Origin of the sequence: Curtobacterium sp. MCLR17_036 (genome assembly GCF_003234445.2) — a bacterium.
Taxonomy (GTDB): Bacteria; Actinomycetota; Actinomycetes; order Actinomycetales; family Microbacteriaceae; genus Curtobacterium.
The window spans coordinates 2,789,611-2,812,344 of the sequence record NZ_CP126269.1 but is presented as its reverse complement, the minus strand read 5'-3'; the positions used below and the strand labels follow the sequence as shown (position 1 = coordinate 2,812,344).

17 protein-coding genes and 2 tRNA genes are annotated in these 22,734 nt (G+C 72.7%); 13 read left to right on the top strand and 6 right to left on the bottom strand.

Annotated features, from left to right (window positions below):
- Positions 1–153 precede the first annotated feature (153 nt).
- The 6 genes from DEI99_RS13190 (at position 154) to DEI99_RS13165 (ending at position 8,272) form a co-directional block, all read left to right on the top strand.
- Positions 154–1,599, top strand: coding sequence for an MFS transporter (locus DEI99_RS13190; RefSeq protein ID WP_349774914.1), 1,446 nt, complete (start codon positions 154–156; stop codon positions 1,597–1,599).
- Positions 1,600–1,748: 149 nt separating this feature from the next.
- A complete protein-coding gene (locus DEI99_RS13185; protein ID WP_111041935.1) occupies positions 1,749–2,429 on the top strand; it encodes a GntR family transcriptional regulator in 681 nt (226 codons plus the stop codon).
- A gap of 470 nt (positions 2,430–2,899) precedes the next feature.
- Positions 2,900–2,989 (top strand) — tRNA-Ser (locus DEI99_RS13180).
- Positions 2,990–3,600: 611 nt separating this feature from the next.
- Positions 3,601–4,593, top strand: coding sequence for an AAA family ATPase (locus DEI99_RS13175; protein WP_258369428.1), 993 nt, complete (start codon positions 3,601–3,603; stop codon positions 4,591–4,593).
- On the top strand, positions 4,593–5,924 hold the full coding sequence (locus DEI99_RS13170) for a DUF58 domain-containing protein (RefSeq protein WP_284180826.1): 1,332 nt from the start codon (positions 4,593–4,595) through the stop codon (positions 5,922–5,924). Before DEI99_RS13175 ends, DEI99_RS13170 begins: the two co-directional genes overlap by 1 nt.
- Positions 5,921–8,272, top strand: coding sequence for a transglutaminase TgpA family protein (locus DEI99_RS13165; RefSeq protein ID WP_111041938.1), 2,352 nt, complete (start codon positions 5,921–5,923; stop codon positions 8,270–8,272). Before DEI99_RS13170 ends, DEI99_RS13165 begins: the two co-directional genes overlap by 4 nt.
- A 151-nt stretch (positions 8,273–8,423) precedes the next feature.
- Here the strand turns inward: DEI99_RS13165 and DEI99_RS13160 are convergent, their stop codons facing one another.
- The 4 genes from DEI99_RS13160 to DEI99_RS13145 all read right to left on the bottom strand — a co-directional run bounded on the left by DEI99_RS13160 (position 8,424) and on the right by DEI99_RS13145 (position 13,937).
- Positions 8,424–9,032, bottom strand: coding sequence for a TetR/AcrR family transcriptional regulator (locus tag DEI99_RS13160; RefSeq protein WP_111041939.1), 609 nt, complete (start codon positions 9,030–9,032; stop codon positions 8,424–8,426).
- Positions 9,033–9,240: 208 nt separating this feature from the next.
- A complete protein-coding gene (locus DEI99_RS13155) occupies positions 9,241–10,014 on the bottom strand; it encodes a trimeric intracellular cation channel family protein (protein ID WP_111042895.1) in 774 nt (257 codons plus the stop codon).
- Between the two features lie 287 nt (positions 10,015–10,301).
- Positions 10,302–12,686 (bottom strand): bifunctional metallophosphatase/5'-nucleotidase, encoded by a 2,385-nt coding sequence (locus DEI99_RS13150; RefSeq protein WP_284180825.1) that lies wholly within the window; start codon positions 12,684–12,686, stop codon positions 10,302–10,304.
- 90 nt (positions 12,687–12,776) lie between these two features.
- The gene (locus tag DEI99_RS13145; RefSeq protein WP_111042897.1) at positions 12,777–13,937 is read right to left on the bottom strand and encodes a Gfo/Idh/MocA family protein; all 1,161 of its coding nucleotides are present in this window, start codon (positions 13,935–13,937) and stop codon (positions 12,777–12,779) included.
- 77 nt (positions 13,938–14,014) lie between these two features.
- Between DEI99_RS13145 and DEI99_RS13140 the strand changes: the two genes are divergently transcribed.
- The 5 genes from DEI99_RS13140 to DEI99_RS13120 all read left to right on the top strand — a co-directional run bounded on the left by DEI99_RS13140 (position 14,015) and on the right by DEI99_RS13120 (position 17,741).
- Entirely contained in the window at positions 14,015–15,436 is a 1,422-nt protein-coding gene (locus tag DEI99_RS13140; RefSeq protein WP_111042898.1) for a glucose-6-phosphate dehydrogenase, read from the top strand.
- 54 nt (positions 15,437–15,490) lie between these two features.
- The gene (locus DEI99_RS13135) at positions 15,491–16,276 is read left to right on the top strand and encodes a dienelactone hydrolase family protein (protein ID WP_111042899.1); all 786 of its coding nucleotides are present in this window, start codon (positions 15,491–15,493) and stop codon (positions 16,274–16,276) included.
- Between the two features lie 98 nt (positions 16,277–16,374).
- A tRNA-Arg gene (locus tag DEI99_RS13130) sits at positions 16,375–16,447 on the top strand.
- Between the two features lie 73 nt (positions 16,448–16,520).
- Positions 16,521–16,988, top strand: a complete 468-nt coding sequence (locus DEI99_RS13125; RefSeq protein WP_111042900.1) for a GNAT family N-acetyltransferase — start codon at positions 16,521–16,523, stop codon at positions 16,986–16,988.
- Between the two features lie 201 nt (positions 16,989–17,189).
- Positions 17,190–17,741, top strand: coding sequence for a hypothetical protein (locus DEI99_RS13120; protein WP_111042901.1), 552 nt, complete (start codon positions 17,190–17,192; stop codon positions 17,739–17,741).
- Here DEI99_RS13120 and DEI99_RS13115 read toward each other — a convergent pair.
- Positions 17,728–17,922: a hypothetical protein gene (locus tag DEI99_RS13115; RefSeq protein WP_146247195.1), complete on the bottom strand. Its 195-nt coding sequence runs from the start codon at positions 17,920–17,922 to the stop codon at positions 17,728–17,730. The two genes, DEI99_RS13120 and DEI99_RS13115, sit on opposite strands and share 14 nt — an antisense overlap.
- 29 nt (positions 17,923–17,951) lie before the next feature.
- Positions 17,952–20,066, bottom strand: coding sequence for an acyltransferase family protein (locus DEI99_RS13110; RefSeq protein ID WP_111042903.1), 2,115 nt, complete (start codon positions 20,064–20,066; stop codon positions 17,952–17,954).
- A 163-nt stretch (positions 20,067–20,229) separates the two neighbouring features.
- Between DEI99_RS13110 and DEI99_RS13105 the strand changes: the two genes are divergently transcribed.
- Both DEI99_RS13105 and DEI99_RS13100 read left to right on the top strand, forming a co-directional pair.
- On the top strand, positions 20,230–21,402 hold the full coding sequence (locus DEI99_RS13105; RefSeq protein WP_111042904.1) for an ROK family transcriptional regulator: 1,173 nt from the start codon (positions 20,230–20,232) through the stop codon (positions 21,400–21,402).
- Between the two features lie 180 nt (positions 21,403–21,582).
- Complete coding sequence (locus DEI99_RS13100) at positions 21,583–22,698, top strand: sugar ABC transporter substrate-binding protein (RefSeq protein ID WP_111042905.1); 1,116 nt, start codon at positions 21,583–21,585, stop codon at positions 22,696–22,698.
- Positions 22,699–22,734: the final 36 nt, after the last annotated feature.

The window sequence follows — 22,734 nt, the reverse complement described above, 5'->3', positions numbered from 1 at the left end:
GTGAGTTTCCATAGCAATTGCAATGATTGAGATCCCGGTGACGGAGCCGGATTCGAGTAGGGGGATCCGGCTCCGTGCCCGGACCGGGTGAACCGGACCGCTCCGCTACCGGATCCGAACCATCTCGTCGATCCGGGCGTACGTTCCCCATTCGTGAGCAGCACGAACGCGACGATCAAGAGCCTGGTACCCGCTCGGATGGACCGACTGCCGTGGACACGGTTCCACTGGAGCGTGGTCGTGGGCCTCGGGGTGTCCTGGATCCTGGACGGCCTCGAGATCCAGATCGTCTCGAACGCCGGGTTCCAGGCGGACCTCGACCTGTCGACGCAACAGGTCACCTCGCTCGGCACGATCTACCTGGTCGGACAGGTCGTCGGTGCGATCGTGTTCGGGCGCATGTCCGACCGCCTCGGTCGACGGAAGCTGTTCATCCTCACCCTGGCCATCTACCTGATCGGTTCCGGCATCGCCGGGTTCGCGCAGGACTTCTGGTTCCTCGCGGTGTTCCGCTTCGTCGCCGGGCTCGGCATCGGTGGCGAGTACGCGGCGATCAACTCTGCCATCGACGAACTCATCCCGTCGAAGTACCGCGGACACGTCGACATCGCGATCAACGGGACGTACTGGGGCGGTGCGGCCCTCGGCGCCTTCGCGAACATCTACCTGCTCGACACCGCCCACTTCGCCGAGAACATCGGCTGGCGCATCGGCTTCTTCCTCGGCCCGGTGCTCGGCATCGCGATCATCTTCCTGCGTCGGCACATCCCCGAGAGCCCCCGCTGGCTGATGACGCACGGCCGCGAGCAGGAGGCCGAGGCGACGGTCACGCAGATCGAGGCGTCGGTCGAGAAGTCCACCGGCCATCGCCTGCCCGACGTCGACGACTCGAAGGCGATGACCGTCACACCGACGGACAACGTCAAGTTCCGCACCATCGTGAAGGTGCTGTTCCGGCAGTACCCGACACGGACCCTGGTCGGCGCGACGATGATGATCACGCAGGCGTTCCTGTACAACGCGATCTTCTTCACCTACGCGCTCGTGCTCACCAACTTCTTCGGGCTGAAGACCGCCGAGACCTCGGTCTACTTCTTCCCGTTCGCGATCGGCAACCTGCTCGGCCCGATCATCCTCGGCCGGTTCTTCGACACCTGGGGCCGCCGCCAGATGATCTTCTCGACGTACCTGGTGTCCGGTCTCGTGCTCGCGACGTCCGCGTTCCTGTTCCAGGCCGACGCGATCAGCGCCGGCGTGCAGGTCGTCTTCTGGTGCGTGTCGTTCTTCTTCGCCTCGGCCGGGGCGTCGAGCGCGTACCTGACCGTCAGCGAGATCTTCCCGCTCGAGCTCCGGTCGCAGGCCATCTCGTACTTCTTCGCGCTCGCGCAGATCTTCGGTGCCGTCGCGCCGCTCATCTACGGGGCGCTCATCGGCGACGGGTCGTCCCGCGAGCCGTTGTTCTGGGGGTACCTGCTCGGCTCGGCCGTGATGATCGCCGGTGGGATCGTGGCGCTCGTGTTCGGGGTCGACGCCGCGAGGAAGGGGCTGGAGGACGTCACCCAGCCGCTGTCGGTGCTGACGAAGTCCGACCGCGACTGACATTCTGTATCCGGAGTGTTTAGCGCGCTGCGGTGCGGCCTGCCAGCGTGCTGGCATGGCACTCCTCCACAGCGCGATCCCGGCGCCACCCATCCACCGCGGTCGGCGCGCACCCCTCGGCGGTCCTGAGCGTGCGTGAGTCTGGCGTGATGGAGAACCCAGCCCGGCGCACCGCCCTCGGCGACCTCGATCCACACGGTCTGCGGCGCAGCCTGCTCCGCGACGCGGTCTTCCTGCGGCTGCTCGACTGCGTGCTGCGCGGCGTCTACCGGCGCGGCCAGCGGCTCAAGCTCGACGCCATCGCGCAGGACATGCGGGTCTCGCGCACGCCCGTGCGCGAGGCACTCGTCACACTCGAGACCCTGCGTCTCGTGTCGGTGCAGCGGTACGTCGGCGTCGTCATCACGCACTGGTCCGTCGACCAGATGACCGAGCGGATGCGGATCATCCGCGCGATGCTCGCCGAGCCGCCCGCCGGCGGGGTCGCCTGCCCCGACCGCTTCGACCCGCTCGTGCTCCGCGACTGCTGGACCGAGGCCGGTGCCTTCGTGGAACTCGGTGCTTGGTACCTGCGCCGTCGCGGGGCGCCGGTGAGCGCGGACTGGGTGGCGTCGCAGCGCATCCTGCTCGACATGTTCTCGACGGACGACGTCGCGCTCGCGAACGGGATCGACGCGGTCGTCGACCGTCGACGTCGGCTCGACATCGTGGAGCGGGCCGTCGACGCCGCGGACCGCGACGCGCTCGACGACTGCGCCGCCGCGCTGCTCGAGCTGGCCGGGGCGCTCATCGCGCTGCCGGACCGCTTCCGGGTGGCCGTCCCGCGCTGACCGGGCGGGCGGCGGGGTGTTCCGCCGGGCGGTGCGGTCTGCCGGAGCTGCACGACCGGCCGGGGCGGCGCGGTCGGCCGGGGCGGCACGACCAGCCGGGGCGCTCGGTCGCGGTGGCGCTGTCGTCTTCGGGGGAGTGCGAGGGAGGAAGTGAGAGGTGGGGGCGCGGTGGTGGGCCGCGCCCCCAGGAGTCGCTCCCCGGGGTGCCGGACGATCGGGCACGCCGGGCCCGTGATCGGGGAGCGACGTCGGGTGCTGTGTCGCGACAGAGGGGACGAGCCCCGGAACGTGATCGCCGCGTCTCGACGATCGTAAGCACCGGGGTACGTGGCGACAACCCCCGGGTGTCCCCATTCCGGGGGACTCCGTCGTCACGGGCGGTGTGCGGGAGCCACGCGCGGGGGTGTCGTCCGGGTCGATCCGGGGCCGGTCCTTCCTGTATGGTGGTCGCAGCGCTCGCGAGAGTGCTTGGAGACGTCGCATAGTCCGGCCGAGTGCACCACCCTGCTAAGGTGGAGTCCCCTTTGAGGGGACCGAGGGTTCAAATCCCTCCGTCTCCGCGCTCCTCGAAACCCCGGTCCGATCGGACCGGGGTTTCGTCGTTCCCGGGGGCGTCTCGTGCGCGGCGCGGCGCGGCACGCTCGAGCGGCGCGACCCCGTCCTCGCGCGCATCGAGTGAGCAGAAACGGTCGAGTACGCGCTCGGGACCCGACTTCTTCTGCTCACTCGCGGCAGGAGTCGCGGCGCGGCGCGGCCCGGTCCGGCGCGACCCGGCCCTCGCGCGCATCGAGTGAGCAGAAACGGTCGAGTACGCGGTCGGTACTCGACTTCTTCTGCTCACTCGCGGCCGGAGCCGCGGGGCGCGAAGCACCGGCCCGATGCCCTGTCCTCGGTTCCCGTGCGCGGAACGGCCCGGTCCGGCGCGACCCGGCCCTCGCGCGCATCGAGTGAGCAGAAACGGTCGAGTGCGCGGTCGGTACTCGACTTCTTCTGCTCACTCGCGGCCGGAGCCGCGGGGCGCGGGGCGCGAGGCGCGGGCGCGAAGCACCGGCCCGATGCCCTGTCCTCGGCTCGCGTGCGCGGAACGGCCCCGAGGGTGACGCATCCTCCCCTCCTTGTCACCGGGCCGAGGTAGCATGCACGACACCTGTCCCGAGACGAGGAGTCCTGCGTGCCGGAAGCGACCGCCCCCGCCTTCCCCCTCGAACGCATCCGAGAGGTCGGCGACGCCATCGTCGCATCGGTCTCGACGGTGATCGACGGCAAGGTGGACGCCATCCGCACCGCGCTGACGGTGATGCTCGCCGAGGGGCACCTGCTCGTCGAGGACGTGCCCGGCGTCGGCAAGACCGTGCTCGCGAAGGCGCTCGGGGCCTCCGTCGGCGGATCGGTGAACCGCATCCAGTTCACGTCCGACATGCTGCCGTCCGACGTGACCGGGGTGAACATCTACGACCAGTCGTCGGCCACGTTCCGGTTCTCACCGGGCCCGGTGTTCGCGAACGTCGTCATCGGCGACGAGATCAACCGCACCAGCCCGAAGACCCAGTCGGCCCTGCTCGAGGCGATGGCCGAGTCGCAGGTCACCGTCGACGGCGTGACCCGGCAGCTCGAGCGGCCCTTCATGATCGTCGCGACGCAGAACCCGATCGACATGGAGGGCACCTACCCGCTGCCCGAGGCGCAGCGCGACCGCTTCATGGCCCGGATCACCATGGGCTACCCGAGTGCCGACGCCGAGCGGCACATGCTCGCGAACCGCGGCGGCGGCGATCCGCTGGCGCACCTGCGACCGATCGTCGACGTCGCGACCCTCCGTGCGGTCATCGAGTCGGTGGCGGGTGTGCACGTCGCACCCGACGTCGAGGCGTACATCGTCGCGATCGTCCGGGCGACCCGCACGCACCCCGACCTCGTGCTCGGCGCGAGCCCCCGTGCCACGCTCCACCTCGCGCAGGCGGCCCGTGCGCACGCGGCGCTGCTCGGCCGGCCCTTCGTGACCCCGGACGACGTCGCCGCCCTCGCCCCGATCGTGCTCGCGCACCGGCTCGTCCCGGTCGCGCGCGGCCTCGGCGGCACGGGTGAGGACACCGTGCGCGAGATCGTCGTCCGGATCGTGTCCGACACCGCCGTGCCCTTCACAGCGACCCCCGTCCGCTCCTGATGCCCGGCCGTCCGGCACCGTCGCCGCTGCTGCGCCGTGCCGGTGCGGCGCGCTCGACCGCGGCCCGGTTCGGACGGCGCGGCCTGGTGCTGCTCCGGCGCACGCCGTTCCCCCGACCCACGCTCCGCGGGTGGACCGTCATCGCGGTCGGCATCGGGCTCGTCGGCGGCGGCCTCGTCGGCGCCACGAGCGTCGCCGTGTCCGCCGGGCTGCTGCTGCTCGTGCTCGTCGTGCTCGGCATCGTCACGGCGTTCGTCGTGGCGGCGCCGCTGCGGGGCAGCCGGAGCACCGCGCGCGCCATCGTGCAGGTCGGCGAGGTGTACCGGGAGCGCATCTCGCTGAGCGGCACGAGCATGCCCTTCGGACCGCGGTCGACGCTGCTCGTGCGGGAGCAGCTCGAGGACGCCTTCGCGAGCGTGTCCGACGCGGCGACCTACGCCGAGGTCGGCCCGGGGCTGCCGCCCGCGCTGCTCGACGTCGAGGCGCTCGCCATGCACCGCGGGCGCACGCTCGTCGGCCCGGTGACGATCCGCGTCGAGGACGCGTTCGGCCTGCTGCGCATCGACCGTCCCGTCGTGGCAGCGGAAGAGGTCGTCGTGGTCCCGGCGTCGACGCCGCTCACCGCCATCGACACCGGGGCCCTGGCCGGAGCCGTCTCCGCCGACGAGGGCCGGGTGGGTCAGGGTGGATCGGCCGACGACAGCGAACTCCGCCCGTACCGCCCCGGCGACCCGATCCGCCGGGTGCACTGGGCACAGAGCGCGCGACGCGGCGAGCTGTACGTCCGGCAGACCACCCAGGCCCAGCCGCCGGAGGCGGTGATCGCACTCGACGTGCGCCGCGAGTCGTACCAGCGCCTCGGCCGCGACGACCTCGCCGAGATCTCGGACCTCGGCGGCGACCAGGCGTTCGAACACGCCGTGGTCGTCGCGGCGAGCGTCGCCCGCGCCCTCGCCGCCCGGACCTCGCGCGTCGTGCTCGTGAGCGACAGCCCGGACGGGAGCACCCGGCACGTGGGCGACGCCGGTGGACTGACCGACGTGCTCGTCGGACTCGCCGACGTCCGGCTCCGCACCGACGCCCGGGACGTCACGGACGTCCTGCCCGAGGTGCGCGGGCGTGACGTGCACGGCATGACCGCCGTCGTCACCGGTGCCTGCACCGTCGAGCAGGCCTCCGAGCTCGTCGCCGCCACGAACGGGTCGAGCCGGGGCATCCTCGCGACCATCGTCCCGCCGGACCCGGTGGTGCGCGGCATCCTCGACCGTGCCGGCTGGCGCACGCTCGTCGTGCCGGTCGCCGGCGCGCAGGTCTCGGGGGCGGCGCGGTGAGCGGCGTCGCAGCACGGTCGCGGGACCGCGTCGACGTGCACGAGATCCTCGACCGCGACGACGACGCCCGCGACGTCCCGAGCGCCTGGGTCGTCGCGCTCGCCCCGCTGCCGGTGCTCGTCGCGGCGCTCGCCATCCGTCCCCTCGTGCAGGGGATCGCGTGGTGGATCTCCGGGGTCCTCGTCGTCGCGGTCCTCGTCGCGGTGGTGCTCGCCGTCCGTCGCCGTGCCCCGGGGGTCCGCTTCGTCGCGCTGGTCGGCACGCTCCTGGTGGTGAGCTGCCTCGCCGCCCTCGTGAACGACGTGCAGCCACTGGGCTGGCTCGACGCCGACGGCGCGCTCGGGCAGACGCTGGCGGCGATCCGGCTCAACCCGGCGCCGCTGCCGCAGACCGACGCCATCCGGCTGATCGTCACGGTGTCCATCGCCTGGGTGGCGGGCGTCTCGGTGTTCCTGGCCGCGGTCGCCCGCATCCCGTCCCTGGCCGCGGCGCCGGCGCTCGTGATCCTCGTCGTGCCGGGCGTCATCACCGGGGAACCCGCCGGGGGCGGCCTGGTCGTCGTCACCGCCGTCGCCTTCCTCGCGTTGCTGTGGCTGTCGGTCCGTCCGGTCCAGCGCGCCCTGCCCGCCGCGGTGGTCGGTGCCGTCGGGCTCGTCGTCGCGATCGGCCTGCCCGCGGTGGTGCCGCTCAACGCGAGCTGGCTCTCGGGGGTGACCGGAGCGGTCCGGTCGCCGATCCAGCCCGGACGACCGGGCACGCTGCTCGAGCTCGGCGACGACCTGCGCCGACCGAGCGAACTCGAGGTCTTCCGCTACCGGTCCTCAGACGGCCAGCCCGAGTACCTCAAGCTCGCCGACCTCGACGAGTTCGGTACGGGGGACTGGGTGCCGACCGTGACGAACGCAGCCGACGCCCAGACCGCGGACCAGCAGCAGTGGGCCGTCGGCGTGAACCCGCGACTGGCCACCCGCGGCGACGTGACCGTCCGCATCACCGGGCTCTCGAGCAACTACCTGCCGGTGCCGTCGGGTGCGGTGGCGCTGACGTCGCGGTCGACGAACCTCGACCTGTCGCAGTGGCGCTGGATGGGCAACTCGAGCACCGTGCGTTCGACCGGCCCGGCGACGGCACGGGGTGCCACCTACGAGGCCACGGGGGCGTCGACGTTCGCGAACGACTACCTCGACGCCGTCGCGGACTCCGGGGCGCTCGACCGGACCGACGGCCGCGGCTACCAGGCGCCGAGCGCGGAGCAGCTCCGCACCGACCTCGCGCTGCCGCAGGACCTGCCCGCGAACATCTCGGACACCGCCGAGCGCGTCGCGGGTGGCGTGTCCGGCGAGTACCAGCAGGCCCGCGCCCTCGAGCAGTGGTTCCGCAGCGACCTGTTCACCTACTCCGAGACGGCTCCGGTCGAGCAGGGCTACGACGGCGACAGCATGGACGTCGTGTCGACGTTCCTGCAGGTCCGCGAGGGCTACTGCGTGCACTTCTCGTCCGCCATGGCGGTGATGGCGCGCTCGCTCGGGATCCCGTCGCGGATCGCGGTCGGCTACCGGGCCGGCGCGCCGCAGCCCGACGGCGAGTACGCGGTCTCGAACCGGCAGCTGCACTCGTGGCCCGAGCTCTACATCCAGGGTGCCGGGTGGGTGGCGTTCGAGCCGACCCCCGATTCGGACGAGGCTGCCGCGCCGTCCACCGAGCCGACCGCGACGCCGAGTGCGGTGCCGTCGGAGACACCCCTGCCGACGCCGGGCCAGACCGACCCGGCCGACGCGAGCGCCACCCCGACGCCGACGGCCTCGACGGCTCCCGGTGCCGCCGGTGCGTCCGGCAGCGGCGGGCAGGGACCCTCGGGGTTGCTCGTCGGCCTCGTGCTGGTCCTCGCACTGTTGCTCGCCCCCGGCGTGGTGCGCACCGTCCGTCGGCGCTCCCGTCTGGCGGCCGTCGCTGCCGGGCGCTCGCCGGCGGTCTCCGCCTGGCGTGAGGTCCTGGACGACGTCGCCGACCACGGCTACGCGCCGACGCTGGCTCCGGCGGGTGACGCCGCAGCGGTGGCCCGCACGGCCCGTGCGGTGCTCGGCCGACTCCGGTCGGTCGTGCCCGGGGCGGTGCTGCCGCACCTCGAGGCCGTTGTGGACGCGGTCGACCAGGAGCGGTTCGCCGCGGGTGGAGCCGCAGCGGTGGACGCCGGTGCGCTCGTCGCGCACGTCCGGCAGGTCCGGACGGAGCTCGACGCCTCGGTCCCCGTCGCACGGCGGGTGCGGTCGCGGTTGCTGCCGCCCAGCCTGGTGCCGTCGTCGGCCTGGTCGCACGAGGGCCGCGGGTCCCGCCGACGCACCGCCTGACGCGGACGCGGCGGGGCACACCCCGGTGCGGGTCCGACCACGGCGCGACGCCGACCCGTCCTCGGCTGCCGACCGACGCGGCTCCGTCGTCGGGCGCAGCGCTCGCGGTCAGATGGTCGGCGAGCGAGCCGTCGGCCAGCCCACCCCGCCGCTAGCGGCGGCGCATGACCGCCTCGACGAGCCGGGCGATGACCTCGCCGGGCTCGACGTCCGGCGACGCCGGGGTGTCGAACACGATGCCGACGTTGGCGGCGACCAGCACGGTGGCGAAGTCGTCGGCGGACATGCCGGTGTCGACCTCGGGGTGGGCGCCGAACCACATCTCGACGAGTTCGACGACCCCCTCGTGCAGCGACCGCCGTTGCCGGACGAACTCGGGCATGAAGTCGGGGTGCCGGATCGCGTAGCCGCGGAACGCGGAGAGCAGGGCGAACTGCGCGCTCTGGTCGTGCCGACGGAAGGCCTGCCGGACGACGTCGCCGAGGTCCCGCGCCGAGACGTCGTCGTGCACGAGTTCCTGCAGCGCGCCGAGCACCAGGTTGGTCTGGCGCTGCATGACCTCGGCGAGCAGGTCCTCCTTCGAGGAGAAGTTCGAGTACACGGCGCCCTTGCTGAACCCGGCGCGGGCGGCGACGTCGTCGAGGCGGGCGCCGTGGACGCCCTGTTCGGCGAAGACCTGGGCCGCCGCGGTGAGCAGTCGGGCACGCACCTCGGCGCGCGGGGTGCGTGGAGTGGGCTGGTCGGCGGCGACGTCGGTCATGTGATCCTGGTTCGACCGGTTGGTGGTCCGGGGGAGCGGTGGGTGGGACCTGCCGCGCCGCGCGCGCTGATCTCGCGCGGCACCAGCGAAGCCCTCTCACGTCTGCTGGAACCGGCGCATTCGGGTCACGTCGGTGCAGGCGGACGCTGAGCCGGGACGATACCCGGCGGCATCGATGGTACGCCCGATGCCCTGCGTGGCGCAGCCCTCAGTCGTCGGCGGCGTGGTCGTGTCCGCTGCGGACGCTGCCCGCGCCGCTGCGGCGACCCGGGCGGCGGAGCAGCCGCAGGGCGTCCGGACGCAGGCTCCGACCGCGGCGCAGCAGTGACCCGAGCGTCGACTTGGGCTGCCACTCACGGCCGTTCGGCAGACCCCACCCGCGGCGCACCGCGCTCCAGCGTAGCCCCAGCGAGAGCGCGATCGCGGCGACGATGCCGATGGTGGGCGAGCCGAGCGCCGACGCGATCACCATCACGGCCGAGGCGGCGACGGCCACCGTGGCGTAGAGGGCGTTGCCGCCGAACACCGCGGGCACGCGGCGCAGGAGCAGGTCGCGCATCGCGCCGCCGCCGACCGCGGTGATGGTCCCCATGATGATCGCGGCGGGCCAGTCGAGTCCGGCGTCGTACGTGCGCTGCACGCCGACGACGGCCCAGAACCCGATGACGGCGGCGTCGAGCACGGTGAACAGGCGGTCCCAGGTGAGCTCGGAGAACGACACGAGGAACGCGATGAGGGCCCCGGCGACGGCGACCGGCACGTACAGCGGGTCGACGAGCGCGACGGGCGGCCCGTTCTGCAGCAGGGTGTCGCGCAGCATGCCGCCGCCGAGTCCGGAGACGAACCCGACGACGAGGAACCCGAACAGGTCGAAGTCCATCGCCCGCGCGATCGACCCGCCGAGCAGCGCGGACGCGAAGACGCCGGCCAGGTCGAGCACGTTCGTGACCGACGCCAGGCCCTCGACGGACAGCAGGTTCATGGGGACCATCAAACAACAGTTCGCCCGACCGGCGACCCGGTGCCGAGAGTGGGTGTCCTCCGTCGTTTCCCTGGAGACGGAGGACACCCGCGCCGCGGGGTCTCGTCGAACGGAACCACCGCCGACATGAGAGGCGACCCGGCGCGACGCGTCGCGATGCGACAGCCCTGAGAGTACCCCGCCGATCGGCGGATCCACAGCGGATGGCGACGACCGGACAGTGGCCGGTACGCGGGACGGGCCGCCCCACCGTGGTGGGACGGCCCGTTCGGCCAGGAGGCGCGGTGTCAGTCCGTCAGGACCTTCGCGTCGCGCCGTGCGCGCTTCCGGCGGACGGCCACCAGCGCGGTGACGCCGGCGAGCAGGAGCAGCCCGGCAGCCACGGCCGGGGCGGTGAGGTCCGCACCCGTCCAGGCGAAGTCGCCGCCGGCGGTGTCGGAGGCCGACGGCTCGCCGTCGGTACCGGAGCCGGCCCCGTCGTCGGTACCGGTGCCGGCCCCGTCCCCGCCGCCGGGCAGCGCCTGACCGCCGTCGTCCGGGGTCTCGCCGTCACCGGGGACGCCGTCGCCGGGGGTCTCGCCGTCGCCCGGGGTGCCGGGGTCCGTCGGGTCGGTCGGGTCGGTCGGCTCGACCGGTGCGGCGACGGGGATCGTCGCTGCGAGCGTCACCTGCTGGCCCTGCGGCAGGGTCACCACGAGCGGAGCGTCGACCGTCTCGACGGCCCGCGCCGAGGTCGTGTCCGCGGGGACCGTCGCCGCCGGGGTCTCGACGGCCGGCACCTCGAACGTGAGGGTCGCGTGTCCCTGCTCGTCGGAGTTGTCGGTGATCGTCGGGTCGATCGCGGCCGAGGCGAGCACCGGACCGTCGCCCGCTGCGACCGTGACCGAGCCGGCGGCGGCGGGGTCGTCGCTGCTGAACACGAGGGACGACAGCTCGATCTCGACGTCGTCACCGGGCTGGAACCCACCGGCCGGGGCCGGGGAGATCGTGGCTCCGACGGCGTTCTGGTCGGTGGGGGGAGCGACGACGTCCTGCTGCTCGAAGTAGTCCACCTGCGCCTGCAGGTCGACCTGACCGGAGTCGGCGATGTTCGCGCCCTTCGCGAAGGCCCCGAAGTTGTCGCCACCGGTCGACAGGAACGAGTTCACCGTCACCTTGAGGGTGTCGTCGAGGGCGATCGGCTCGCCGTCGAGGGACATGCCCGTGATGCGCTCGCCGCGCCCGCGGGCGGGGTCGTAGGTGTAGGCGAAGCCCTGCGAGATCCCGAGCTTCAGGAACGGTCGCGGCAGGCCGTCCGGCTGCCACTGCTGCTCGAGTGCGTCCTTGATCTGCTGTCCGGTCATGTCCTCGGTCACGAGGGTGTTCGCGAACGGCTGGACGAGCGCGGCTTCCTTGTAGGTGACGGTGCCGTCCGGGTCGGAGGGCCCGGTCGAGGCGTAGAGCAGGTCGGTGCGGAGACCACCCGGGTTCATGAAGGCGACCTGCGACCCGTTCCGGGCGGTCGCGGCGCGCTGGACCTCGGCGATGTTGTTGCCGAGCGTCGACTCGCCGCCACGGTTCTCGGTGGTGCGGTCCGACTGCACGGCGCGGCGGATGTCGCTCGTGATCGTGCCGAGCGGCTTCGCGCCCTCGACGTCGGCGACGGCCTCGGCGGCGGTGACGATGCCGGTCACCTCGTCGACCGAGGTCCGGTCCGCCGGGACACGGGTGTCGCCGTTCACGGACTGCACGTCCGCGGTGATGCCGGTCAGCTGCTTGTCCGTTCCGACCGTGAGCCGCAGGTGGCCGTAGTTCACGCCGTACGAGCCGGTCTGGATGACGGGTCGGTCGACGCCGGTGGGGCCGGGGACGGAGTGCGAGTACGTGGCGTGCGTGTGGGCCGAGACGATCGCCGAGACCCGCTCGGAGACGCCCGAGGTGATCCTGCCGAAGACACCGGCGGTGGCGTCGGCGCGGGAGCCGGTCGCGGCGCCCTCGTGCACGAGGAGCACGAGGACGTCGGCCTCGCCGTTCCCGTCCACACCGTCCGTCAGCTGCTCGGCGTACCGGTTCACCTGGCTGACGACGGGGGCCATCGCGAGCCCCTCGACCCCGCCCGGGCTGACGAGCCCGGGGATGAGGTCCTCGGTCGTCGCGCCGATGAAGCCGACCTTGACGCCGCCCTTCTCGACCACCTGGAAGGGCTGGAAGGCGGGCGTCGTGGTGCCCTCGCGCACGATGTTCGCCGAGATGTACGGCCACTCGGCGCGGTCCTCGATGCGGCCGGTCAGGTCGTCCTGGCCCTTGTCGAGCTCGTGGTTGCCGATCGCGCTGACGTCGAGGTCCATCGCGTTGAGCGCGTCGATGGTCGGCTCGTCCCGCTGGATGAGGGACGTGAACGTCGAGGCGCCGACGTTGTCGCCGACGCTCGCGAAGATGGTGTTCGGGTTGGTCTCGCGCCACGACTGCACGACGGCGGCGAGCTTCGCGGCGCCTGCTGCCTTGTCGGCGGCGGTGCCCTCGGACTCGATGCGACCGTGGAAGTCGTTGACGTCGATGATGTCGATCGTCGTGTCACCCTCGGCGGCGAGGGCGGCGGACGGGATGGACAGCGCGACGAGCACGCCGGCGGTCGCGAAGGCCGCGCCGCTGGCGGTGCGCCGTCGGCGGCGCGGGGAGGAGTGGAGGTTCATCGACACGAGAACCTAGGAGGACGTACAGGCGACGCGCCAGGGCTGGAGGCGCTTCGTCACATGACGTTCACATTGGCAACACTCGTCGTTCTACCGGGTGGGGACCTCGCGCCACGTGTCGTCGGCGGCGGACCCGACCACGGCGGCGACGACGTCCGCGGCACGTGCTCCGTCCGCGAAGGTCGGCAGGCCGTCGGGGGACTCCCCGCGGACCGCGGCGTACGTGTCCGCGACGAAGGCCGCGAAGGCGTCGAGGTACCCCTGCGGGTGCCCGGCCGGCACGACGGCGACCCGCCGCTGGTCCGGGTACCCCTGCGTCGGGTCGCGCACCACGATCTGCGCACCGCGCTCGTTGCCGAACCACGCCGACTCCGGCTGCTCCTGGTCGAACGCCGCCGAACCACGGGTGCCGTCGACCTCGAACCACAGCCGGTTCTTCCGCCCGGCGGCCACCTGCGACACGACCACGTTGCCGATGCGTCCGGCGGCGGTCCGGAACGTCGCGACCGCGGTGTCCTCGGTGGTGACCTCGGCCCGCTCCGTCGCGTCCGCCACCGGGTCCGGGTCGGGCGATCCGGAGAACGAGGGTCCCGAGGCGGCCGGTCGGGTCGGGTACACGACGTCGGTCACGGCCGACACCGAGGTGAACCGCTCGCCGGTGACGAACTCCACGAGGTCGCACCAGTGCGAACCGATGTCCGCGAACGCACGCGAGGACCCGCTCGCGGTCGGGTCGACCCGCCAGCTCGAGGCGTCCTCGTCGAGCATCCAGTCCTGCAGGTAGTGCCCGTGCACGGCGAGGAACCGACCGAGCTCCCCGTCGGCGATGCGCGCCCGGACCTCGCGGACCATCGGGTGGTAGCGGTACACGAACGGCACCGTCGCGACCACGCCGGCGTCGGCCGCCGCCGCGACCAGCTCGGCGGCCCGAGGCGGGTCGGTCGCCAGGGGCTTCTCGCACACCACGTGGATGCCGGCGGCGATCACGGCGAGTGCCTGCGGGTGGTGCTGGTCGTTCGGGGTGCACACGTGCACGACGTCGGGCGCGTCGGCGATGACCTCGTCGAGCGAGGCGTACCCGCGCGGCAGGTCGAGCTGCGCCGCGACCTGCGCGGACCTGGCGGCATTCCGGCCGAGCACGCCGAGCACCTCGGCGCCGGCGGCCCGGGCCGCGCGGGCGTGGACCCCCGCGATCATGCCGGTGCCGACCACGGCGACGCGCAGGCGTCGCTCCCCGTACCCACTGCTCATGGTGCTCCCTCGCGCCGGACTGCCCACCACCGTAGCGGCCCGGCCATCCACCGGGCGCGGTGGGTACGGTCGGAGGCATGTCGAGCCTCCAGACCAGCCTGCTCATCCTCGGAGCGAGCGGCGACCTGTCCAAGCGCCTGCTCCTGCCGGGCCTCGCCACCCTGCTGGACGTCAAGGAGGACTGGGAGGTCCAGCTCGTCGGCGCCGGCGTGGAGGACCTGTCGCACGACGACTGGAAGCAGCTCGTGCACGACGCCTTCGCCGACGCGCAGGGCTCGAAGAACGAGGAGGACGAGGGCGCGCACGCCGAGGCGCCGCTGTCGGAGCGGCTGCAGGCGGTCGTGGACGCCTCGACCTACCGCAAGGCGGACGTGACCGACCAGGACGACCTCCGGGCGCTCCTCGACGCGTGCGACCACGACCCGGCGATCTACTTCGCGCTGCCCCCTGCGGTCACCGAGAAGAGCTGCGCGCAGCTCGCGCACCTAGACCTGCCCCCGCACACCCGGCTGGCGCTCGAGAAGCCGTTCGGCACCGACGCGGCGAGTGCCGAGCACCTCAACGACCTGCTGCACTCGTTCGTGCCCGAGGAGCGGATCCACCGCGTCGACCACTTCCTCGGCCGGTCCACGGTGCTCAACCTCATCGGCCTGCGGTTCGCGAACCGCATCATCGAACCGCTGCTGTCGTCGCAGCACGTCGAGCGCGTCGACATCGTCTACGACGAGACCCTCGGTCTCGAGGGGCGCGCCCGCTACTACGACAAGGCCGGCGCCCTCACGGACATGATCCAGAGCCACCTGCTGCAGGTGATGGCCGTCGTCGCGATGGAGGCACCGGCCTCGATCGACGCCGACGACCTGCGCACGCAGAAGGAGCTCGTCCTCCGCGCCGTCCGGCCGTGGGGCGGCGACGTCGTCGCGTCCGGCAAGCGCGCCCGGTACACGGCGGGCACGGTCGGCGACCGCGAGCTGCCGTCGTACGTCGACGAGGACGGCGTCGACCCGTCGCTCGGCACCGAGACCCTCGCCCAGCTGACGCTCGAGATCGCGAACTGGCGGTGGGCGGGCGTGCCGTTCACGCTCCGCTCCGGCAAGGCGCTCGCGAAGCAGCGGCGCGAGATCCTCATCACCTTCAAGGAGTCCCCGCACGTGCCGGTCGGCCTCACCGGGGTCGCGCACCCGGACCGCCTGCGGATCTGGATCGCGCCGGACGAGATGCAGCTCGAGCTCAACGTGAACGGCCCCGGCGACCCGTACACGATCGACCACACCTCGCTCGACACGACCTTCAACCCGGGCCGGTTGAGCGCCTACGGCGAGGTGCTCGCCGGGGTGCTCGAGGGCGACGCGACGCTGTCCGTCCGCGGCGACAGCGCCGTGCAGGGATGGAAGGTCGTCGAGCCGTACCTGCAGGCGTGGCGCTCGGGGGAGACCCCGCTCGACGACTACGCGGCAGGGTCGGAGGGGCCGGAGGCCTGGGACAACATCGACGGCTGAGGACACCGGGCGGCGCCGGGCGGTGTCGGGCGGGGTCGGCGTAGCGTCGGTGGCGTGACCACCATCGACGACGTCCTGCAGACCGTTCCCGAACCCGCCGGTGCCGACATCCGTGTCGAGCCCGTCCACTACGACCACGAGGGCACCGACCTGCTCGGTGTCCTCGCCAAGGACGCTGCCGTCGCCGGGCCCCGCCCGGCCGTCCTCGTCGTGCACGACTGGCACGGCGTCAACGAGCACGTCGAGGCGCGGGTCACCATGCTCGCGCGTCTCGGCTACGTCGCCTTCGGCGCGGACATCTACGGCGCCGGCGTGCGACCGGGCGACGACACCGCCGGCCAGGTCGCCGGATCGTTCTACCAGGACCTGCCGCTGCTCCGCGCCCGTGCGACCGCCGGCCTCGAACGGCTGCGTCAGGACCCCGAGGTCGACCCGTCGCGCATCGTCGTGATGGGCTACTGCTTCGGCGGTTCCACGGCGCTCGAGCTCGCCCGGACCGGGGCCGACCTGGTCGGTGCGGTCTCCTTCCACGGCGGCCTCATCGCCCACGACCCCGCCGACGTGTCGGCCGTCCGCGCGAAGCTGCTCGTGCTGACCGGCGGAGCGGACCCGATCGTGCCGGACGAGGCCGTGCACGCCTGGCAGGACGAGATGCGCACCGCACCCGAGGTCGACTGGCAGGTCGTGACGTACTCCGGCGCGATGCACGCGTTCGCGGTGCCGGGGACCGATGCGCCCGACCACGGCGCGCAGTACCAGGAGCGGGCGGACCGTCGCTCGTGGCAGGCGCTGCGCGTGTTCCTGGCCGAGGTCTTCGACGAGGAGGCCGCGGCGCTCTGAGCCCGGAGCCCTGCGACACGCCGAGGGAGGCGGTCAGGCGGCCTCGATTGGCGCCCTGGCCGGAGCTGTTGTAGAGTCTTCCACGGCCGCAAGGCCACGCGCTCGTAGCTCAATGGATAGAGCATCTGACTACGGATCAGAAGGTTGGGGGTTCGAGTCCCTTCGAGCGCACATCCCATCACGAACGGCCCCGGCGGACTCCGCCGGGGCCGTTCCCGTTCCCGGCCCCTCGTAGGGTGGTCGGATGAGCGTCTCCGTCCGCCCCGTCCTCGCCGCCGACCGTGAGCGCTGGTCCGCGCTCTACGCCGGCTACCGCGCGTTCTACGCCCTGCCCGACGACCCCGAGGCGGTCGACACGACCTGGCGCTGGGTGTCGACGGGGGAGCACGGCATCACCGGACTGGTCGCCGTGGACGACACCGCCGGTTCCTCGGACCTGCTCGGTCTCGCGAACGTCCGTCGGTTCGCCCGGCCGTCCTCGGCGACCACCGGCCTGTACCTCGACGACCTGTTCACCGACCCGGCGGCTCGTGGCCGCGGTGTCGCGACGGCGCTCCTGCACGAGGCGGGGGCCCTCGCCGCGCGCGAGGGAGCCAGCGTCGTCCGGTGGATCACCTCGGCGGACAACGCGACGGCGCGGCGCGTGTACGACCGGGTCGCGGCGGCGACCCCGTGGGTGACGTACGACCTGGTGCCGGGGCGCGACCGCTAGCGCGGCGGCTGCTGCGGCGGACCGGGAGGCTACGCACAACCGAAGTGCAACCGAACCGGACGACTGCGCGGCGCGTACGCACTTGGGTTGTGCGAACGCCATCGGCGCCGCGTGGCCGCCCCACCCCCCCCGAAACCGGGGATGCGCCGTGCTTCCCTCGGCCGCCCGTGGACTGCTAGCTTCAGCGCAAGAGGGGGAACCATGAACCGAACGACCCGACCCACCCGCACCGCCACCGCCACGTTCGCGGTCGGGCTCGCGCTGGCTGCCACGACCGTCCTGGCCGGCTGCACGGCCGGCGGCTCGTCGCCCGACGCGTCGCCGGCGGCACACCGCAAGGCCACCAGCGTCGAGGTGACCGCCGACCCCGCGTCCGTCGCGGCCGAGCACTTCGCCGTGCTGTCGCGTCCGTTCGCCGCCAGCGACGCCCTGCCCGACGACGACCCGGGTCCTGAGCACATGGTCCCCAACAGTCAGCGCCTCGTCGCCACGGTGCACGGCACGAAGTACTGGATCGCCGCCACGGACGGCGGCGGAGTAGCCCTGATCTCCCGGAACCGCGGTGCGGACAGCGCCGAGAACTGGTCGGTCTCGTCGGGCGAGGAGGTCGCCGAGGCCTCCGTGGTCACGAGCATGCTCGACGACTCCGGCCACCAGACCGCACTCGTCTCCGACGGCTACACCGCGTCCGGTGCGGACGCGATGCACGAGGTCGCCACCAACGTCTGGACGGCAGACCTCAGCGCCGACTGATCGCGCTGACGATCATCCCGGTGCACACCAGGAGCACGCCGCACACGGCAGCCACGGCCCCGACCGCCCCGAGACCGTCCAGGTCGGAGGAGAACACCAGGGCGAACCCGGCCACGGCGAGCGGGACGCCGACCAGGTAGGCGACGACGACGGAATCGGGGCTGCGCTGCTGCTGGTCCACGTCGGCACCGTAGCGCACCGCAGCGCCGGTCAGCGCTCGAAGGCGGCCAACCGCCGCTGCAGTGCCTGCGCCAGGTACGGCTCCAAGGACGACGCCCACGTCGCGGTGATGTGGGTCGAGTCCCGGTAGACGAGCACGCCGCCGACGACCGCCGGGCACGAGGTGTCCGAGCAGTACCGGTCGGACAGGTCGACCATCGCCGCGCGACCCCCGACCGCGCGGAACGCCTGCACGGCCTCGGCCGTCGAGTCGGTCTGGCCGAGCGCCTCGGCCCGCGGACGGTCGCACGAGGTGTCGGTGTCGCCGGACATCCGGCTCACGCACGTGACGACGTCGGGCCGGGGGACCGGGTTGTCGCGGATGGCGATGACCGGGAGCTCCGTGCCGGCCGCCTGGCGCCACGCGTCGACCAGGCCGTTCCGGGTGGCGGCGTCGCGTGCGCGTCCGGCGGGCAGGCTCACCGGCCGCTGGGTGGTGGAGTGCGTGACGACGAGGGCGTCGGCGTCGCGGTGCTCCTCGACGAAGGCGATGGCCTGGTGCTTCCACTTGTTGCAGCCGCGCATCGTCGCCGGCGTGGGGGCGTCCTGCTGGGCGGTCGTCAGGTAGCAGCCGCCCGTGCCGGCCAGGTCGATGCGCCAGCCGTTGTCGTCGGCGATCCTCTCGTACGCGCCGAGCAGGGCGTTGCTGTGCGAGTCGCCGATGACGAGCAGGTGCTTCGACCAGCCGGTCTCCTTGCCGAGCACGCAGGTCCGGAACGTCCCGTGCCAGCACTCGCTGCGGTTCGCGTCGTCGTCCGCTGCCGACGCGGGGTCGGGGACCCGCACGTCGGCCAACGTCGGGTCGACGCAGGGGTCGGCCGAGCCGATCGCGGCCGCGGCGCCGAAGCAGGACTCGGCGTCGTCCTCGTTGTCGGTCGTGACCTGCTCGGTGACGGTGGCGGCGTGGACCTGCTGGATGCGCACGGCGGTCAGCGTCGAGGCCCCGAGCGTGACGACGGTGAAGGTGCAGATGACACCGAGCGCGACGACCCGCAGGGGTTGCAGGTCGCGGAGCCAGGCGGCGGTGCGCACGGGTTCCTCGAACCAGAGCGTCGTCGCGGTCGCCAGGCCCACCGCGACGAGGAGCACGGCCGTCTTCGTCAGCCCGTCCAGCGGGCGGCCGAGCAGGATCGGCAGGACGACCACGAGCGGCCAGTGCCACAGGTACAGCGCGTACGAGATCCGGCCGGTGAAGGCGACGGGGCCGAGCGCACCGGCGGACTCGACGACCGTGCCGGCGCCGAACAGGACCACGAGGGCCGCTCCGGCCACCGGCAGCAGCGCCGCGATCCCGGGGAACGCGGTGTCCGGCGTGACGACGACGAGCGAGAGCGCGACGGCTGCGGCGCCGGTGCCGGCGCCGATGAGGCGGACGCGTCGGGCGACGAGGGTGCGCACCTCGGGCAGGTGGACGGTCGCGACGAGGCCGCCGAGGGCGAACTCCCACGCCCGGGTCGCGGTGGAGAAGTACGCGACGCCGGGGTTCGTGTGGGTCTGGACGACGCTGCACACGAGCGACAGGACGACGACCGCGCCGAGCAGGAGCCGGGCGGCGGCGAGCGGTCGGAGCCGTCCCCGCACCGCGGCCCCCAGCCCGAGCAGCAGGAGCGGCAACGCGATGTAGAACTGCTCCTCGACCGACAGCGACCAGAAGTGCTGGAAGGGCGAAGGAGCGGCGGCTGATGCCAGGTAGTCGACGGAGTCCGCAGCGAGCACCCAGTTCTGCACGTACAGGGTCGACGCGATGAGCTCGCGGCCGTACTGGCCCCAGAGCGCGCTCGGCACGGCGAGCAGCACGACGCCGCCGGTCACCAGGATGGTGAGGAACGCCGCCGGCAGCAGGCGTTTCGCCCGCCGCGACCAGAACCGTCCGAGCCGGATCGTGCCGGTCGCGACCTGCTCGCGCACCAGGATCCCGGTGATGAGGAAGCCGGAGATGACGAAGAAGACGTCGACCCCGACGAACCCGCCGGGCAGGGCGTGCGGCCACAGGTGGTAGACGACGACGGCGGCGACCGCCACGGCGCGGAGGCCCTGGATGTCCCACCGTGTCGCGTCGCGCTGGCGGTGCGCGGGGCCCCGCTCGCCCGGCGTTGCAGTACTCACTGCGGACGATCCTACGAGACGGCACGGTGACGGCGAGGCGCGTGCACGGCGCGCCCTGCGCAGTGGAGCAACGGCCCGCCGGACGGGCGGTGCGTGGCGGACGTCCGCCGTGCCTCCCGACCGGGCGGACGGGCGGTCGGGAGCCGCCCGTTACGCTGTCCCCGTGTCAGAGCCGCGCCGCAGTCCGGGGAACCAAGCTTCACTGCGTGAAGCCAACCGGGGTCGAGTGGTCAGCGCGGTCAAGCGCCACGGCGGGTTGACGCAGGTCGAGCTCGCCGGCGTGACCGGGCTCTCGCCCGCGACGGTCTCGAACATCGTCAAGGAGCTCGTCGCGACCGGTGCCCTGCACGCCACGCCGAGCACGTCGAGCGGCCGTCGCGCCCTGCGCGTCACCCTGCCGCACGGTCTCGGGTTGGTCGCCGGGGTGCACGTGTCGCCGCGGCACCTGCGCCTGGCGCTGTCCGACCTGAACGGCGCCGTGCTGGCCGAGCGGCACACGCCGCTCGCCCGCGACCACCGGGCGGACGCCGAGCTCGACAAGACCGCGCTGCTCGTGCTCGACATGGTGGAGTCGATCGAGTCCTCGGTGGACGAGGTGCTCTCGGTGGGCCTCGCGGTCGCCGCTCCGATCGACGCGAGGACGGGCATGACCGCGCGCGGCGGGATCCTGCGGGGCTGGGACGGGATCGAGCTCGGGCGGTCGCTCGCCCGGCGGCTCGACAAGCCCGTGCAGGTGGACAACTCGGCGAACCTCGCGGCGCTCGCCGAGCACCGCAGCGGCGCGGCCCGCGGCCGCGACACCGTCGTGACGCTCGACGTCGGGAACGGCATCGGCGCCGGCCTCGTGCTCGACGGGCGCCTGTTCCGCGGGCACCACGGCATCGCGGGGGAGTTCGGGCACACCCCGGTCGTGCCGAACGGCCCCATCTGCCGGTGCGGCAACCGCGGCTGCCTCGAGGCCGTGGCGGGGGCGCCGGCCGTGCTCGAGGGGGTGCGGGACGAGGTGGGGACGCTGAAGCTCGCCGACCTCATCCTGCGGGCGATGGCCGGCGACCAGGTCTGCATGCGCGCGGTCGCCGACGCCGGTCGGGCGATCGGTGCGGCAGCGGTCGGGCTCTGCAACGTCATCGACCCGGAGCGCGTCGTCGTCACCGGGGAGTTCGCCCGCGCCGGGGAGCTGCTGCTCGGCCCGATGCGGCACGCGCTGGAGTCATCGCTCATCGTCGACGTCGCGGGCACCCCGGACGTCGTGCAGGGCCAGCTCGGCGAGAAGGCCGCGGTCACCGGAGCGCTGGCCGTGGCGATCGAGGCGGTCGACGTCAGGCGCGTGCGCTGAACCGCACGGCGGACGGACGCACCGAGCCGGGCGGCGGCGAGGTGCAGCGGGCTGCGGTGCCCGGATAACGTTTTCGTCACGAGCCGCACGCGTTGTGTTCAACTCTTGCAGCCAAGAACACTCGCTGCCACACTCAGGGCACCGCCAACGACGGCGGTCCACCTGTTGGAGGGCGTTTCGATGAAGAAATCCACCACACGAGCGATGCTGGGCGTCAGCGCCCTGCTGCTCGCGATCACCACCCTGGCCGGCTGTTCCAACGGAGCCGACGCGGGGACCGGTTCCGGCGGCGGGGGCGGCGACGCCTCGAAGGCGAAGATCGGGCTGCTCCTGCCCGACTCCGTCACCGCCCGCTACGCAAGCGCAGACCGCCCGCTCTTCACCGCCGAGGTGAAGAAGCAGTGCAGCGGCTGCTCCGTCGTCTACGCGAACGCCGACGGCGACGCGTCGAAGCAGCTGCAGCAGGCCCAGTCGATGCTCACGCAGGGCGTCAAGGTCCTGGTCCTCGACCCGTTCGACGGCGAGGCGGCAGCGTCCATCGTGCAGCAGGCCAAGGCCAAGAAGGTCCCGGTCATCTCCTACGACCGGCTCATCGACAGCCCCGACCTGAGCTACTACATCTCGTTCGACAACGAGAAGGTCGGTGAGCTCCAGGGGCAGGCCCTCGTCGACGCCCTCAAGGCGAAGAAGGTCCCGGAGGGCTCGGGCATCATCATGGTGAACGGCTCGCCGACCGACAACAACGCCTCGCAGTTCAAGAAGGGCGCGCACTCGGTCATCGACGACAGTGGTTACAAGGTGCTCGCCGAGTACGACACCCCCGGGTGGGACCCGGCCAAGGCGCAGGACTGGGCGGCCGGCCAGATCAGCAAGCTCGGCGCGGACAAGATCACCGGCGTCTACGCGGCGAACGACGACACCGGCGGGGGCGTCATCGCGGCCCTCAAGTCGGCCGGCGTGAGCGAGCTCCCGCCCGTCACCGGACAGGACGCCTCGCTCGCCGGCATCCAGCGGATCCTCGCGGGTGAGCAGTACATGACCGTCTACAAGGCGTTCAAGCCCGAGGCGTCGAAGGCCGCCGACCTCGCGATCCAGTTCGCGAAGGGCGACACCCCGAAGGGCGACACCACGGTGCAGACCGCCGGTGGCGCGAGCGTGCAGTCCACGCTGCTCGACCCGGTGGCCGTGACCACCGACAACGTCGAGTCGACGGTGGTCAAGGACGGCCTCTACGAGGTGTCGAAGATCTGCACCTCGCAGTACGCCGCCGCCTGCACCAGCGCCGGCATCAAGTAGGTCCGACCCCGCCCGCCCGGTCCCCAGTCGGACCGG

Bases quoted from the DNA above. Each gene is read 5' to 3' on its own strand.
- DEI99_RS13185 (WP_111041935.1), top strand. From the start codon at position 1,749: ATGGAGAACCCAGCCCGGCGCACCGCCCTCGGCGACCTCGATCCACAC.
- DEI99_RS13170 (WP_284180826.1), top strand. From the start codon at position 4,593: ATGCCCGGCCGTCCGGCACCGTCGCCGCTGCTGCGCCGTGCCGGTGCG.
- DEI99_RS13160 (WP_111041939.1), bottom strand. From the start codon at position 9,032: ATGACCGACGTCGCCGCCGACCAGCCCACTCCACGCACCCCGCGCGCC.
- DEI99_RS13155 (WP_111042895.1), bottom strand. From the start codon at position 10,014: ATGAACCTGCTGTCCGTCGAGGGCCTGGCGTCGGTCACGAACGTGCTC.
- DEI99_RS13150 (WP_284180825.1), bottom strand. From the start codon at position 12,686: ATGAACCTCCACTCCTCCCCGCGCCGCCGACGGCGCACCGCCAGCGGC.
- DEI99_RS13145 (WP_111042897.1), bottom strand. From the start codon at position 13,937: ATGAGCAGTGGGTACGGGGAGCGACGCCTGCGCGTCGCCGTGGTCGGC.
- DEI99_RS13140 (WP_111042898.1), top strand. From the start codon at position 14,015: ATGTCGAGCCTCCAGACCAGCCTGCTCATCCTCGGAGCGAGCGGCGAC.
- DEI99_RS13125 (WP_111042900.1), top strand. From the start codon at position 16,521: ATGAGCGTCTCCGTCCGCCCCGTCCTCGCCGCCGACCGTGAGCGCTGG.
- DEI99_RS13120 (WP_111042901.1), top strand. From the start codon at position 17,190: ATGAACCGAACGACCCGACCCACCCGCACCGCCACCGCCACGTTCGCG.
- DEI99_RS13100 (WP_111042905.1), top strand. From the start codon at position 21,583: ATGAAGAAATCCACCACACGAGCGATGCTGGGCGTCAGCGCCCTGCTG.